Annotated in this window: 13 protein-coding genes; 12 read left to right on the top strand and 1 reads right to left on the bottom strand. The window is 63.4% G+C overall.

Annotation, left to right across the window (positions count from 1 at the left end):
- Positions 1-5 precede the first annotated feature (5 nt).
- Positions 6-311: a Dabb family protein gene (locus tag AC245Y_RS05400; protein ID WP_012756708.1), complete on the top strand. Its 306-nt coding sequence runs from the start codon at positions 6-8 to the stop codon at positions 309-311.
- Positions 312-550: 239 nt separating this feature from the next.
- On the opposite strand, the gene AC245Y_RS05405 is transcribed toward AC245Y_RS05400, so the two are convergent.
- Entirely contained in the window at positions 551-1,777 is a 1,227-nt protein-coding gene (locus AC245Y_RS05405; RefSeq protein WP_012756709.1) for an MFS transporter, read from the bottom strand.
- Positions 1,778-2,150: 373 nt separating this feature from the next.
- Here AC245Y_RS05405 and AC245Y_RS05410 point away from each other — a divergent pair, with 373 nt between their 5' ends.
- The 11 genes from AC245Y_RS05410 to AC245Y_RS05460 all read left to right on the top strand — a co-directional run bounded on the left by AC245Y_RS05410 (position 2,151) and on the right by AC245Y_RS05460 (position 13,400).
- Positions 2,151-2,399 carry a hypothetical protein gene (locus AC245Y_RS05410; RefSeq protein WP_012756710.1) on the top strand — a complete coding sequence of 83 codons (249 nt, stop codon included), beginning with the start codon at positions 2,151-2,153 and terminating at the stop codon, positions 2,397-2,399.
- A 55-nt stretch (positions 2,400-2,454) separates the two neighbouring features.
- Positions 2,455-3,126 (top strand): response regulator transcription factor, encoded by a 672-nt coding sequence (locus AC245Y_RS05415; RefSeq protein ID WP_003557932.1) that lies wholly within the window; start codon positions 2,455-2,457, stop codon positions 3,124-3,126.
- Positions 3,116-4,519 (top strand): sensor histidine kinase, encoded by a 1,404-nt coding sequence (locus AC245Y_RS05420; protein WP_017993450.1) that lies wholly within the window; start codon positions 3,116-3,118, stop codon positions 4,517-4,519. Before AC245Y_RS05415 ends, AC245Y_RS05420 begins: the two co-directional genes overlap by 11 nt.
- A 118-nt stretch (positions 4,520-4,637) precedes the next feature.
- The gene (locus AC245Y_RS05425) at positions 4,638-5,060 is read left to right on the top strand and encodes an RT0821/Lpp0805 family surface protein (protein WP_012756713.1); all 423 of its coding nucleotides are present in this window, start codon (positions 4,638-4,640) and stop codon (positions 5,058-5,060) included.
- Between the two features lie 182 nt (positions 5,061-5,242).
- Positions 5,243-6,421: a c-type cytochrome biogenesis protein CcmI gene (ccmI, locus tag AC245Y_RS05430; RefSeq protein ID WP_432431642.1), complete on the top strand. Its 1,179-nt coding sequence runs from the start codon at positions 5,243-5,245 to the stop codon at positions 6,419-6,421.
- The gene (gene ccmE / locus AC245Y_RS05435; RefSeq protein WP_012756715.1) at positions 6,418-6,915 is read left to right on the top strand and encodes a cytochrome c maturation protein CcmE; all 498 of its coding nucleotides are present in this window, start codon (positions 6,418-6,420) and stop codon (positions 6,913-6,915) included. The genes ccmI and ccmE overlap by 4 nt, the downstream gene beginning before the upstream one ends.
- Entirely contained in the window at positions 6,912-8,909 is a 1,998-nt protein-coding gene (locus AC245Y_RS05440) for a heme lyase CcmF/NrfE family subunit (protein ID WP_017993452.1), read from the top strand. Before ccmE ends, AC245Y_RS05440 begins: the two co-directional genes overlap by 4 nt.
- Positions 8,906-9,361: a cytochrome c-type biogenesis protein gene (locus AC245Y_RS05445; protein WP_012756717.1), complete on the top strand. Its 456-nt coding sequence runs from the start codon at positions 8,906-8,908 to the stop codon at positions 9,359-9,361. Before AC245Y_RS05440 ends, AC245Y_RS05445 begins: the two co-directional genes overlap by 4 nt.
- 215 nt (positions 9,362-9,576) lie before the next feature.
- Positions 9,577-11,172 (top strand): Do family serine endopeptidase, encoded by a 1,596-nt coding sequence (locus AC245Y_RS05450; protein ID WP_017993453.1) that lies wholly within the window; start codon positions 9,577-9,579, stop codon positions 11,170-11,172.
- A gap of 66 nt (positions 11,173-11,238) precedes the next feature.
- Positions 11,239-11,994, top strand: coding sequence for a response regulator transcription factor (locus AC245Y_RS05455; RefSeq protein WP_017993454.1), 756 nt, complete (start codon positions 11,239-11,241; stop codon positions 11,992-11,994).
- Entirely contained in the window at positions 11,991-13,400 is a 1,410-nt protein-coding gene (locus AC245Y_RS05460) for a sensor histidine kinase (protein ID WP_017993455.1), read from the top strand. The genes AC245Y_RS05455 and AC245Y_RS05460 overlap by 4 nt, the downstream gene beginning before the upstream one ends.
- The last annotated feature ends 197 nt before the right edge of the window (positions 13,401-13,597 follow it).

Below are 13,597 nucleotides of genomic sequence, written 5' to 3' on the forward strand. Positions count from 1 at the left end.
TCCGCGTGATCCGTCATATCGTCTTCTTCACCGTGCAGGAGGAACATCTGCAGGAGGTGAGGGCCGGGCTTTCTATACTGACCGGCATTCCGCATGCGCGGCTGCTGGAAATCGGCACCAATGTGAAGACCGATCAGCTGGGCACCGAGATCGATCTCGTAGTCTATGGCGAATTCGACGACGAGGCGGCCCTTGCCGCCTACAAGGCGCATCCCGATTATCAGCTCTCGATCGATCGCGTGCGGCCGCTCCGGGAAAAGCGCATCGCCGCCGACTACGATAACCGCACGGCTGTGACGCGGCCGCTCTGACTTGCCCAGGCGTTTGGCCACGCTGTATTCCATCGAAATTTCAACTGGATGAATGATTTTCCGGATTCGGATCGCCCGGAAGCTGACTCAACTTCTGAGTCCTCAGACTCACCTTTCGAAAAAGCGGCGGCAAGCGATTCAAAAGATTCGTGAAAAGCGGCTTCTGGTTCATGATCTGGCTGCCGCAGCGGTTGCGGCGTATGGACGGAAAGCCGCGCTCGTCCATGCTTGGATGATAATCAAGAGACATTAAGAATGGCTGACTCTGATGCGCGGGCACCGCGCACCAGCGCCATCAGCATCAGCACGAAGGCCAGCGACAAGGCCGCGAGAACGGCGCAGGCGGCGAGCGCCGGGCCGGTGCCGGCGCGATCGAGGATGGCGGTGAAGATGACGGGGGCGATGGCGTTGGCGAGGTTCTGCGGCAGCGACAGCCGGGCCGATTGCAGTCCGAATTCGCGCGGTGAGAACAGCGCCAGCGGTAGCAGCGCGCGGGCGACGGTCATGACCCCGGTGCCGAACCCGTAAAACAGGACGAAGGTGACAAGCAGCGGCGTCGACGGGCTGGCAACCAGCATCATCAGGAAACTGATCATCATCAGGCTGATGCCCATGACCGCGCTGAGCATGGGGTTGCCGTGCCGGCCGAGCAGCATGTCGAGGAAACGTGCAGAGATGCCGAGGACGCCGCGTGCCGAGCCGAGCTGCAGCGCAAAGGCCGGCGAGGCGCCGGACTGGCGGAAGATTTCGAGCAGTGATGGCGAGATGCCGAAGGTGACGAAGGTCGAGATCGTCGTCGCCGCGGCGATCAGCAGGAAGGCTTTTCGCTGCTTGGCTTTCGACAGCGGCACCGGAGCGATTTCGGCTGTGCCGCCTTCGACATGTGTTGCGATCGGCTTCGGCAGGCCTAAGAGATGCAGCGGCAGACAGACGAAGAATTGCAGCGCCGCACAGACCAGGAAGGTGAGGCGCCAGCCGACCGCCTCGTTGAGCAGGCTGAGGATCGGCCAGAAGATGGCGCTCGAAAGCCCGGTGAACAGCATCAGGATGGCGATGACGCGTTTGCCGTTTGCTCCTTCGCGCTCGACGACGGCGGTATAGGCCGGCGCCGAGAGGCCAAATGCGCCGCCGATGCCGATGATGACCCAGGCGCTGGCATAGAGCACGATGCCGTTTGCGGCGGCAAGCAGAAGCAGCCCGAGCGCAAAGGTCAGCGAGGCGGCCGAAAGCACACGGGCAGCACCATAGCGGCCGAGCCATCGGCCGGTCGCCGGACCGACGATGGCGCTGACCACCATCATGATCGTCAGGCCGGCAAACGCCACTTCGTTCGCCAGGCCGAGATCCGGCGCGACGACACGGCCCATGACCCCGAGCATGTCGAACGTCGTGCCCCAGCCGATCAGCTGGGTAACGGCGAGGACGGTGACCGTCTGCGCCGAGCGGAAGCGGGAGGATTTTGGCATTGGTGCTGAAACGGTCTGAAATGTGGGGGCGGCAAGGACATAACAGTTTCAACCGGCCCGTGAAAGCTGCGGTCGGCAGGAATCGGAACGGCGCGGCCGATTCGCGGACAAAGACTGTGGTGTCGGTCCCGCCGGCTCCCCACCTTTACCGGAGGTGACAAAGAACGCGTGGATAAGGCTGGAGGTCATCGTTTATGGGTGCAATGGCGGTGGCCGTAGCTGGTTGCTGCGGCGTTTTCCAGGCCCTGAAACCGGCTGCATCGAACAGTCGAGAACAGTTCTAAACACCCTGCATTACGGGGCATTCATTTGCCATTCAGGTCGCGTGAGTACATATTCGGAGCAAGTTGGCATTACCTTGAAAGCATAACACATGGCCTTTCCTCTGAGCGTCGCAGCATTGGCCGCCGGACTGGTGGTATCGGCGCCCTCACCGGACGCCACGAGCAGTTTTGTCGTGCGTATCGGAGGCGATTGCAGCGCCGCCGCAGCCCAGGTCGTCGAGCAGACAGGCGGCCAGCTCCTGTCCGTGCAACCGGTGGGCGATACCTGCATCATCACCGTTCTTGTGCAGGGCAATGGACAGCGCCCACGCAAAGTCACGGTAAAGGTTCCGATGTAGGCGGAATCGGCTTATTCAGGACATTGATTGATTTGAAGCGGACGAAGGCGGACCGATGCGCATCCTGGTAGTCGAAGACGACGTGAATCTGAACCGGCAGCTGGCCGACACGCTGAAGGAGGCGGGCTATGTCGTCGACCAGGCGTTCGATGGCGAGGAAGGCCATTTCCTCGGCGACACCGAACCCTATGACGCCATCATCCTCGATATCGGCCTGCCGGAGTTGGACGGGGTCACCGTTCTAGAAAAATGGCGTGGCGCCGGCCGCGGTGTGCCGGTGCTGATCCTGACGGCGCGCGACCGCTGGAGCGACAAGGTCGCCGGCATCGATGCCGGTGCCGACGACTACGTCACCAAGCCCTTCCATGTCGAGGAAGTGCTGGCCCGCCTTCGGGCGCTGATCCGGCGCGCGGCCGGGCATTCCTCATCCGAGATCATCTGCGGGCCGGTGCGGCTCGATACCAAATCCTCGAAGGCGACGGTCAACGGCGCGACGCTGAAGCTGACCTCGCACGAATATCGCCTGCTTTCCTATCTCATGCACCACATGGGCGAGGTCGTCTCGCGCACGGAACTGGTCGAGCATATGTACGACCAGGATTTCGACCGTGATTCCAACACGATCGAGGTCTTCGTCGGCCGCCTGCGCAAGAAAATGGGGGTCGATCTGATCGAAACGGTGCGCGGTCTCGGTTACCGTATCCAAGCGCCGAAACATGCGAATTAAGTCGCTCACCGCACGTGTGTTGCTGCTGACCACGGTCTGGTCGACGGTGGCGCTGGTGGTGATCGGCCTCTTGATCTCCACCCTCTACCGCAAGAGCGCCGAACGCGGTTTCCAGGATCTGTTGCGGGCGCAGCTCTACAACGTCATCAATTCGGTGACGATCGGCGATCAGGGCGCTCTCAGCGGCAGCCCGCAGCTCGGCGACCTGCGTTTTGCCCAGCCGAAGACCGGCTGGTACTGGGTGGTGGAGCCGCTCGGCACCTATACGACCGCGCCGCTGGTGTCGCCTTCGCTCGGCTCGGCGCTCATTCCGGTTCCCTCCGTCGTCGAGGCGCCCTTCGACAAGAATTACGAGCGCTACTATCAGGTGACGGATGCTTCCGGGAACCGCGTGCAGGTGGCCGAGACCGAAGTGGTGCTCGATACCGACGGCCGCGCGGCGCGCGTCCGCGTCACCGGTAACGTCGATGTCGTCGAGGACGACGTGCGCACCTTTTCCCACAGCCTCTATCTGGCGCTCGCCGGTTTCGGCGTCGGCAGCCTGATCGTCAATGCGCTGGCGATTCTCTACGGCCTGAAGCCGCTCGACAAGGCACGCGCCGCGCTGGAGCGCATCCGCGCCGGCGAGAGCGAGCAGCTGAAGGGCGACTTCCCGCGCGAAATCCTGCCGCTCGCCAACGAGGTGAATGCGCTGATCGACAGCAATCGTCGCATTGTCGAGCGGGCCCGCATGCAGGTCGGCAATCTCGCGCATTCGCTGAAGACGCCGATCGCCGTGCTTCTCAACGAGGCGCGCGTGCTCGAAAAATCCCATGGTGAGCTGGTGCGCAGCCAGGCGGAAGCGATGCAGGGGCAGGTGCAGTCCTATCTCAATCGGGCGCGCATCGCCGCGCAGCGCGAATCCGTGCTCGCCCGCACCGATGCCGAGCCGGCGCTTGAACGGCTGGTGCGCGTCATGCGCCGGCTGAACGTCGATACCGAATTCGATCTCGTCGTCTCGCCGCCGCATCTGGCCGTTGCCATGGAGCAGCAGGATCTCGAAGAGACCGTCGGCAATCTCCTGGAAAATGCGGCGCGTTTTGCCAAAAGCCGGGTGCGGCTTTCGGCCGTCGAGGCCGGCGAGGATGTGAAGGGGGTTGAGGCGAGCGGCCGCCGCCACTGGGTGGAACTCGCCGTCGAGGATGACGGGCCGGGCCTGGAGCCGGACCAGATCCGCGAGGCGTTGAAGCGAGGCCGCAGGCTCGACGAAAGCAAGCCTGGAACCGGGCTCGGGCTTTCGATCGTCACCGAGATTTCCAATGAGTACCAGGGACGGCTCGAGCTTTCCCGCGGTGAATGGGGCGGGCTGAAGGCGAAGCTTATCCTGCCCGGCGTCACAAAGGATGTTGCATGAGCAACTGCTTGATGTCACAAAGATACTGGCAAATGTATAGCATGCTTTGCCTTAATGCTGACACGGGGACGCTGCACTTCGATCGGCTGAAATTGACCCCTGATCGTGGTTCGACGCAATGATTTTACGCTCGCAAGGCATGATCGCTTCCGCTCTTCTCGTCGCCGTCGCGCTGTCCGGCTGCACGACGACGAAGAGTGCCGCTTCGCGCGGCATTTTTTCGAGCAAGCCCTCGGCATCGGCCGCCTTCATCACCGCGCTGCAGGGCGGCATCGTCGGCCGCAGCGGCGTGACGCTGAACGACAGCGACAAGCAGCGCGCGCTCGAGGCTGAATATCGGGCCCTGGAAGGGGCCGCCGTCGGCCAGCCGGTGCTCTGGACCGGCAAGGACGTGACCGGCAAGGTGGTCGCGGCTGCACCCTATCAGGTCGGTTCGCAGAACTGCCGGCAATATACCCACACGCTGACCGTCGACGGCAAGGACACGGTGACGCGGGGCGCTGCCTGCCGCAATGACGACGGCAGCTGGTCGCCGCTCTGAATTGCGGCCAATAGAGCGCCGCGCGTCCGACAGGACACGCTAAGGACGCTCTATCACTTTAAATGGCGCATAATCCTTTCCGAAAATCGATTCCGATTCTCGGGGTTATGCGCTAGCCTCAAATCTTCGTCATTCCGGCTTTGGCAGTTGGAATGAAGGCGCGCTTCACGTATTTGGGCGACATGCTGTTCTGGATTCTCGTTGCCGCTTTGACGGCAGCCCTCGTCGTTATCCTGCTCTACCCCCTTCTGCGCGGAGCGAAGGCGGCGGATAATATCCGTGCGGGCGAGGCGGCGGTCTATCGCGACCAGTTGCGCGAACTCGACCGGGATCTCGATGGCGGGCTGATCACCCGGGAGGAGGCTGATTATGCGAGGGCGGAAATCGGCCGGCGGCTGATCGCCGTCTCTGCCGACGAGCCGGCGCAAACGCCGAAACCCACCCGGCATCACCGTTTCACCGAAGCCTTCGTTCTCCTGGTCCTGCCGGCTCTCGGGCTCTGTCTTTATTTGACGACGGGCAGGCCGGACCTGCCCTCGCAGCCGCTCGAAGCGCGGCTGGAAAATCCTGGCAACGACGTGGCGGTGCTGATCGCCAAGGCGGAACGGCACCTGGCTGAGAAGCCCGATGACGGCAAGGGCTGGGACGTGCTGGCGCCGATCTATTTCCGCACGATGCGCGTCAACGATGCGCAACTGGCCTATCGCAATGCCATCCGGCTTCTCGGCCCGAGCCCGGTCCGGCTCGATGGCCTTGCCGAGACGCTGATGGCGGTCTCCGACGGCGTGGTGACGGAGGAGGCGCGGCAGGTGCTGGAACAATCGCTGACGCTCGAACCTGACAATCCGCGTGCCCGCTTCTACATCGCCCTCAGCGTGGAGCAGGCGGGACGGCCGAACGAGGCGCGCCAGGCCTTCGAGGCGCTGGCAAAACAATCGCCATCAGATGCGCCCTGGCTGCCGCTGGTCAACCAGCATATCGCCATGAACGGCGGCGCGCCGGCCGGGACCGATCCGGCTGCCCCGGGCGCCGATCCGGCTGCCCCGGGCGCCGGTCCGGCTGCCCCCGGCAATCCCACGCAGCAAGATGTGGCGGCGGCCGAGACTATGAGCGCCGGCAACCAGCAGCAGATGATCCGCGGCATGGTCGAGAGCCTCGACGCCAAGCTCAGCGAGGATCCGAACAATTTCGAGGGATGGATGCGGCTCGTCCGCTCTTACGCCGTATTAAACGACAAAGATCGCGCCGCCGGCGCCTTGAAGCGTGGGCTTGCGGCCTTTCCGCCGCCCGGCGAACAGGGCAGGCAATTGCTGGCGCTTGCTAGGGAACTCGGCATAGCCACGGAGGGAGCGACGCAATGACACGCAAGCAGAAGCGCCTGGCGGTGATTGCGGGCGGCATGGGCTTCATCCTCGCCGCCGTGCTGCTGGTGATGTTCGCCTTCAGCCAGTCGGTCGCCTATTTCTACATGCCGGCCGATCTCGCCAAGACGCCGGTGGCGCCGGAAACCCGCATCCGCCTCGGCGGCCTGGTCGGTGAGGGCAGTGTCGTGCGCGGCACCGGTTCGACGGTGGAGTTTGCCGTCACCGACGGCAGCACCAATGCCGTGAAGGTCAAATATACCGGCATCCTTCCCGATCTCTTCCGCGAGGGCCAGGGCGTCGTCACCGAAGGCATGTTTGCCGCTGGAACGAACGTCTTCGTCGCCGACACCGTGCTTGCCAAGCATGACGAGACCTACATGCCGAAGGATGTGGCCGACAGGCTCAAATCCCAGGGACTGTGGAAGGAAGGCCAAGGCCAGGAAGCTCAAGGGAAAGAAGCTCAGGGCCAGGAAGTGAAGGCGACGCCATGATCATCGAGATCGGCCATTACGCGCTGGTGCTGGCGCTGGCCACGGCGCTCATCCTCTCCATCGTGCCGGTGATCGGAGCCCGCCGTCACGACCGGGCGATGATGGATGTGGCGACGATCGGCTCGCTGGCGATGTTTGCGCTCGTGGCCTTCTCCTTCGGTGTGTTGACTTATGCCCATGTCGTCTCGGATTTCTCGGTCGAGAACGTCTGGGAGAATTCGCATTCGCTGGTGCCGCTGCTCTATAAATATTCCGGCGTCTGGGGCAATCACGAGGGATCGATGATGCTCTGGCTGTTGATCCTGACGCTGTTCAGCGCGCTGGTCGCCATCTTCGGCCGCAATCTGCCGGAGACGCTGAAAGCCAACGTATTGGCCGTGCAAGCCTGGATTTCGGTCGCCTTCACGCTGTTCATCCTGCTGACCTCCAATCCCTTCCTCCGTCTCGATCCGGCGCCGGCCGAGGGCCGCGATCTCAACCCGGTTCTTCAGGATGTCGGCCTCGCGATCCATCCGCCGCTGCTCTATCTCGGTTATGTCGGCTTCTCCGTCTGCTTTTCCTTTGCGGTTGCGGCCCTGCTGGAAGGGCGCATCGACGCCGCCTGGGCACGCTGGGTGCGGCCCTGGACGCTGGCCGCCTGGACCTTTCTGACGCTTGGCATCGCCATGGGCTCCTACTGGGCCTATTACGAGCTCGGCTGGGGCGGCTGGTGGTTCTGGGACCCGGTGGAAAATGCCTCCTTCATGCCGTGGCTAGCGGGCACCGCACTGCTGCATTCGGCGCTTGTCATGGAGAAGCGCGAGGCGCTGAAGATCTGGACGGTGCTGCTCGCCATCCTCACCTTCTCGCTGTCGCTGATGGGCACCTTCCTGGTGCGCTCCGGCGTGCTGACCTCGGTGCATGCCTTTGCCAGCGATCCCTCCCGCGGCGTCTTCATTCTCTGCATCCTGCTGATCTTCATCGGCGGGGCGCTGTCGCTCTTCGCCTTCCGCGCGCCGAAGCTGTCGGCCGGCGGGCTGTTTGCGCCGATTTCGCGCGAGGGCGCGCTCGTCGTCAACAATCTCATCCTGACGGTCGCCTGCGGCACGGTGCTCACAGGTACGCTCTATCCGCTGCTGCTGGAAACGCTGACCCGCGACAAGATTTCCGTCGGGGCGCCCTTCTTCAACCTGACCTTCGGCCTGCTGATGGCGCCGCTGGTCGTCATCGTGCCCTTCGGGCCGATGCTTGCCTGGAAGCGCGGCGATCTGCTTGGCGCCCTGCAGCGGCTCTATGTCGTCGCAGGTCTGGCCTTCCTTGCCGCGGTGGTCTTCTTCTACATTCAACATGGCGGGCCGGTGCTTTCGGTGCTCGGCCTCGCTGCCGGGCTGTTCCTGATCCTCGGTGCTATCGCCGATCTCTGGTACCGCGCCGGCATCGGCAAGGTCGCAGGCCGTCTCGCCTGGCGCCGGCTTTCCGGCCTGCCGCGGTCGGCCTTCGGCACGGCCCTTGCCCATGCCGGGCTCGGCGTCACCGTGCTCGGCATCGTTGCGGTGACGACGTTCGAGAGCGAGTATGTCATCGAGATGAAGCCCGGTGAGGTGACCGAGGCCGGCGGTTACAGTCTGCATTTCGACGGCATGCAGCCGGCGACCGGGCCGAACTATACCGAGGACCGCGGCCACTTCACCGTCCGGCGCGCCGGTGTCGCGGTTGCCGATACCTGGTCGGCCAAGCGCCTCTACACTGCTCGGCAGATGCCGACGACGGAGGCGGGCATCCTGACCTTCGGGCTCAGCCAGCTCTATGTTTCCCTGGGTGACGCAACCAAGGACGGCGGCATTGTCGTGCGCATCTGGTGGAAGCCGTTTATTCTCTGCATCTGGGGCGGAGCGGTGTTTATGGCCTTCGGCGGCCTGGTCTCGCTCAGCGACCGCCGCCTGCGTGTCGGCGCGCCGCGCCGCAAGGCGAAGCCGGCAAGGCCGGCAGCTCCCAAAATGGAGCCGGCGGAATGATGCGGCGTCTGCTCCTGGCTTTTGCTTTGCTGCTGATGGCGGCCCCCGCCTTCGCCGTCAATCCGGACGAGGTGCTGGCCGATCCGGCGCTCGAGGCGCGGGCCCGCACACTTTCGGCGGAACTGCGCTGCATGGTCTGCCAGAACCAGTCGATCGACGATTCCAACGCCGATCTGGCCAAGGACCTGCGCCTGCTGGTGCGCGAGCGCATCACCGATGGCGACAGCGACGAGGCGGTGCTGAACTATATCGTCTCGCGCTACGGCGAGTTCGTGCTCTTGAAGCCGCGTGTCAGCATGAAGACGGTGCTGCTCTGGGGCGCACCGGTACTGCTGGTGCTCGCCGGCGGGCTGTCGCTGCTGGTCTTTGCGCGCAAGAGGGCGGGCAAGCCGACCGGCAGCAAGCTGACGGCAGACGAGCAGGCGCGGCTGAGCGAGCTGCTGAAGAAATAACCGACCGGGCTGAGCCGGTAGACGAGCATTTCCGACCGCGTCCAGGCCGCCCAGAGAAGCCCGCGGCACGTTCGGCCGTTTGCCAAACCTTGCAAACATTACCAACTTTTCATTGGCCGGACAGTTCGCAGTAAGGTGCGGCGTCCTATATCTTTACTCATCGACTGATCCGGCATCGCCGGCTCTGAGAACTAAGAACAAGAGAAGGTGCTCCAATGCTCAAGAATTTCAACGGACGTCCGTCCCTCGCCACTGTGCTCAAGGCTTCTACCGTTGCCGGTATCGCAGCCGCTGTGCTCGCAACCGGCGTTCCGCTCGAAATCACCCGGTCTTATGCCGAAGCTGTCAAGGTTCAGGCGCCCGCCGTTCCGAGCTTCGCCAATGTCGTCGACGCCGTTTCGCCGGCCGTCGTTTCCGTCCGGGTCGAAAATCGCGTCAATCCCGTCTCCGACAACAACAATGACGGCTTCTCCTTCGATTTCAACGGCCGCGGCTTCGACGACCTACCCGACGATCATCCGCTGAAGCGGTTCTTCAAGCAGTTCGGCCAGGATCCGAATGATCAGCAGGGCCATTCCAGGCGCTTCGGCCAGAACGGACCGAATGGTGGCCCGAATGGTCCGGGCGGCAAGGGTCGCCTCCGCCCCGTCGCCCAGGGCTCCGGCTTCTTCATCTCTGAGGACGGCTACATCGTCACCAACAATCACGTCGTTTCCGATGGTCAGGCCTTCGTCGCCGTCATGAAAGACGGCACCGAACTCGATGCCAAGCTGATCGGCAAGGATCCGCGCACGGATCTCGCTGTGCTGAAGGTCGACGGCAAGGGCAAGAAGTTCACCTACGTCAACTGGGCCGACGACAACAATGTCCGCGTCGGTGACTGGGTCGTTGCCGTCGGCAATCCCTTCGGTCTCGGCGGCACGGTTACAGCCGGCATCGTCTCAGCTCGCGGCCGCGATATCGGTTCCGGTCCTTATGACGATTATCTGCAGGTGGATGCCGCCGTGAACCGCGGCAACTCCGGCGGTCCGACCTTCAACCTCAGCGGCGAAGTCGTCGGCATCAATACCGCGATCTTCTCGCCGTCGGGCGGCAGCGTCGGCATCGCCTTCGCCATTCCCGCCTCGACCGCCAAGGACGTCGTCGCCGATCTGATGAAGGACGGCCAGGTTTCGCGCGGCTGGCTGGGTGTCCAGATCCAGCCGGTAACCAAGGACATCGCCGAATCCATCGGCCTTTCCGAGCCGAGCGGCGCCCTGGTCGTTGCCCCGCAGGCCGGGTCGCCGGGTGACAAGGCCGGCATGAAGGCCGGCGACGTCGTCACCGCGCTGAATGGGGAGACGATCAAGGATGCCCGTGATCTCAGCCGCCGTATCGGTGCGATGCAGCCGGGCAGCAAGGTTGAGCTTTCGGTCTGGCGCGCCGGCAAGGCCCAGCCTCTCACCGTCGAACTCGGCACGTTGCCGATCGACCAGAAGGATGCGTCTGCCGATGACAACAGCCAGCCGCAGCAGCCTGAGGCACCGGCTTCCGAGAAGGCGCTTGCCGATCTCGGCCTGACGGTCGGCCCGTCTGACGACGGCAAGGGCCTGGCGATAACAGACATCGACCCGAACTCCGATGCCGCCGACAAGGGCATTAAGGAAGGTGAGAAGATCACCTCGGTCAACAACCAGGAGGTCTCCAGCGCCGACGACATCGTCAAGGTGCTGAACCAAGCCAAGAAGGACGGGCGCACCCGCGCTCTCTTCCAGATCCAGTCCAGTGAGGGGAGCCGCTTCGTAGCGCTTCCGATCAACGGCCAGGGCTGATCTTCAAGAAAACTGGAGCCGTGCGGACGAGAGTCCGCGCGGCTGGATTCTTCTGACCTTTGAAGGATGATCGCGATGAGCGCCGCCCCGCAGGAAGATGCTTTGAGCCTTGCCGAAACGCAGCCGGTGGGTAATGTCGGCCGCATGAAGATTCTCATCATCGAAGATGATCTCGAAGCCGCGGTCTACCTCACGAAAGCCTTTCGCGAGGCGGGCATCGTCGCCGATCACGCCAGCGACGGCGAGAGCGGCCTGTTCATGGGGTCGGAAAATACCTACGACGTCATCGTCATCGACCGCATGCTGCCGCGCCGGGACGGGCTCTCGGTCATCAGCGAATTGCGCCGCAAGGCGATCCATACGCCGGTCCTCATCCTCTCCGCGCTCGGCCAGGTCGATGACCGCGTCACCGGGCTTCGTGCCGGCGGCGACGATTATCTGCCGAAGCCTTATGCCTTCAGCGAATTGCTGGCGCGCGTCGAGGTGCTCGGCCGCCGCAAGGGCACGCCGGATCAGGACGTCGTTTATCGCGTCGGCGATCTCGAACTCGACCGGCTCTCCCATGAGGTGCGCCGCGGCGGCAAGGAGATCCCGCTGCAGCCGCGCGAATTCCGCCTGCTCGAATATCTGATGAAGAATGCCGGCCAGGTGGTGACCCGCACCATGCTGCTCGAAAATGTCTGGGACTATCACTTCGACCCGCAGACCAACGTCATCGACGTCCATGTCTCGCGCCTGCGCTCGAAGATCGAGAAGGACTACAGCCAGCCGCTCCTGAAGACCATTCGCGGCGCGGGGTATATGATCAAGGATGAGGGATGAGCCGTTTCAAGGTTCTCTTCAAGTCCACCGCAGTCCGCCTTTCGGCACTCTACATCCTGCTTTTCGCCATCTGCGCCGCGACGCTCGTCTTCTATGTGACGGCAATGTCGGAACGGCTGCTGACGGGCCAGATCCGCGATGCCGTCAGGCAGGAGGTGGAACAGGTGCAACGCGCCTATGACACCGGCGGCATGAACCTTCTCCTGCGCACGATGGAGCGGCGTGCCCGCCAGCCGGGCGCCAACCTCTACATCATCGCCGGTCCTTCGGGCGATATTCTCGCCGGCAACGTCGCGTCGGTGCAGCCGGGTGTCTTCGAGGAGATCGGCTGGACCTCCGCGCCCTTCGGCTACCAGCGTTATACCGACAGCGGCGTCGAGCGCCGCCACAAGGCGATTGCCAATATCTTCGTGCTCGACAATGGCCTCAGAATCCTGATCGGCCGCGACCTCGGCGACCCCGAGCGTTTCCGTCTGCTGGTGCGCCAGGCGCTGATGGTGGCCTTGGCGATCATGGGGCTCGGCGCCATCATCATCTGGTTCGGCATCGGCCGCAACGCGCTGAAACGCATCGACCGCATGTCGGATGCCAGCAAGAAGATCATGGCCGGCGACCTGTCGCAGCGCCTGCCGGTGGGCGGATCCGGCGATGAATTCGACCGCTTGTCGATGTCTTTGAATACCATGCTGGAGCGCATCGAGAAGCTGAACGAGGGCCTGCGGCAGGTCTCCGACAACATCGCTCACGATCTCAAGACGCCGTTGACGCGGTTGCGCAACAAGGCGGCCGATGCGCTCGATATCGCCGATGGCGAGACGCGGCGCACCGCGCTCGAAGGCATCATTTCCGAATCCGACCAACTGATCCGCACCTTCAACGCGCTGTTGATGATCTCCCGCGTCGAGGCCGGATCGGTCGCCGCCGAGATGTCGCCGGTGGAGCTTTCGGCCATCGTCTCCGATAGCGCCGAGCTTTACGAACCGGCGGCGGAGGAGGCGGGGCTTGGCTTGAGCTCCAGCATCGAACCCGATGTCGAGGTGCAGGGCAATCGCGAGCTGATCGGCCAGGCGATCTTCAACCTGCTCGACAATGCCATCAAATATTCTTCCGATACGGAAGGGGCGGGCAAGGTAACGCTGAAGCTCGCCCGCCGCCCGGATGGCATCTGCCTTTCGGTCGCCGACCACGGGCCGGGCGTTCCGGCCGACAGGCGCGACGACGTGGTGAAGCGCTTCGTCCGCCTCGATGAAAGCCGGTCGAAGCCGGGAACGGGGCTCGGGCTTTCGCTGGTGGAAGCGGTGATGGAGCTGCACAATGGCCGGTTGGAACTCTCCGACACCGATCCCGACAAACCCGAAAAGCGCGGATTGACGGTCAGCATGATCTTCCCCGCCAAGGCTGCCTGATTGCCGAGATCGATGATCGGCTGAATCGCGTATTGGCGGTTTTCCACCAAGACCCTAGTTTAATGCCGATCGAAGGAGGCGTTCCCGAGATTCTGCGTGGTCGTTTCCCTCGAGCATGTCGCGCAAAACTGTGCAGCGGTTTTGCGATAACGGCATGCGTAAAACAAAGGCTGAAAGCGCAAGGAGCGAATCCGAAA

It is taken from the genome of Rhizobium sp. SRDI943 (genome assembly GCF_057653695.1).

Coding starts and splice junctions, on each gene's coding strand:
- AC245Y_RS05445 (WP_012756717.1), top strand. CDS start 8,906: ATGATGCGGCGTCTGCTCCTGGCTTTTGCTTTGCTGCTGATGGCGGCC.
- ccmI (WP_432431642.1), top strand. CDS start 5,243: ATGCTGTTCTGGATTCTCGTTGCCGCTTTGACGGCAGCCCTCGTCGTT.
- AC245Y_RS05460 (WP_017993455.1), top strand. CDS start 11,991: ATGAGCCGTTTCAAGGTTCTCTTCAAGTCCACCGCAGTCCGCCTTTCG.
- ccmE (WP_012756715.1), top strand. CDS start 6,418: ATGACACGCAAGCAGAAGCGCCTGGCGGTGATTGCGGGCGGCATGGGC.
- AC245Y_RS05420 (WP_017993450.1), top strand. CDS start 3,116: ATGCGAATTAAGTCGCTCACCGCACGTGTGTTGCTGCTGACCACGGTC.
- AC245Y_RS05450 (WP_017993453.1), top strand. CDS start 9,577: ATGCTCAAGAATTTCAACGGACGTCCGTCCCTCGCCACTGTGCTCAAG.
- AC245Y_RS05405 (WP_012756709.1), bottom strand. CDS start 1,777: ATGCCAAAATCCTCCCGCTTCCGCTCGGCGCAGACGGTCACCGTCCTC.
- AC245Y_RS05415 (WP_003557932.1), top strand. CDS start 2,455: ATGCGCATCCTGGTAGTCGAAGACGACGTGAATCTGAACCGGCAGCTG.
- AC245Y_RS05410 (WP_012756710.1), top strand. CDS start 2,151: ATGGCCTTTCCTCTGAGCGTCGCAGCATTGGCCGCCGGACTGGTGGTA.
- AC245Y_RS05425 (WP_012756713.1), top strand. CDS start 4,638: ATGATTTTACGCTCGCAAGGCATGATCGCTTCCGCTCTTCTCGTCGCC.
- AC245Y_RS05440 (WP_017993452.1), top strand. CDS start 6,912: ATGATCATCGAGATCGGCCATTACGCGCTGGTGCTGGCGCTGGCCACG.
- AC245Y_RS05455 (WP_017993454.1), top strand. CDS start 11,239: ATGATCGCGATGAGCGCCGCCCCGCAGGAAGATGCTTTGAGCCTTGCC.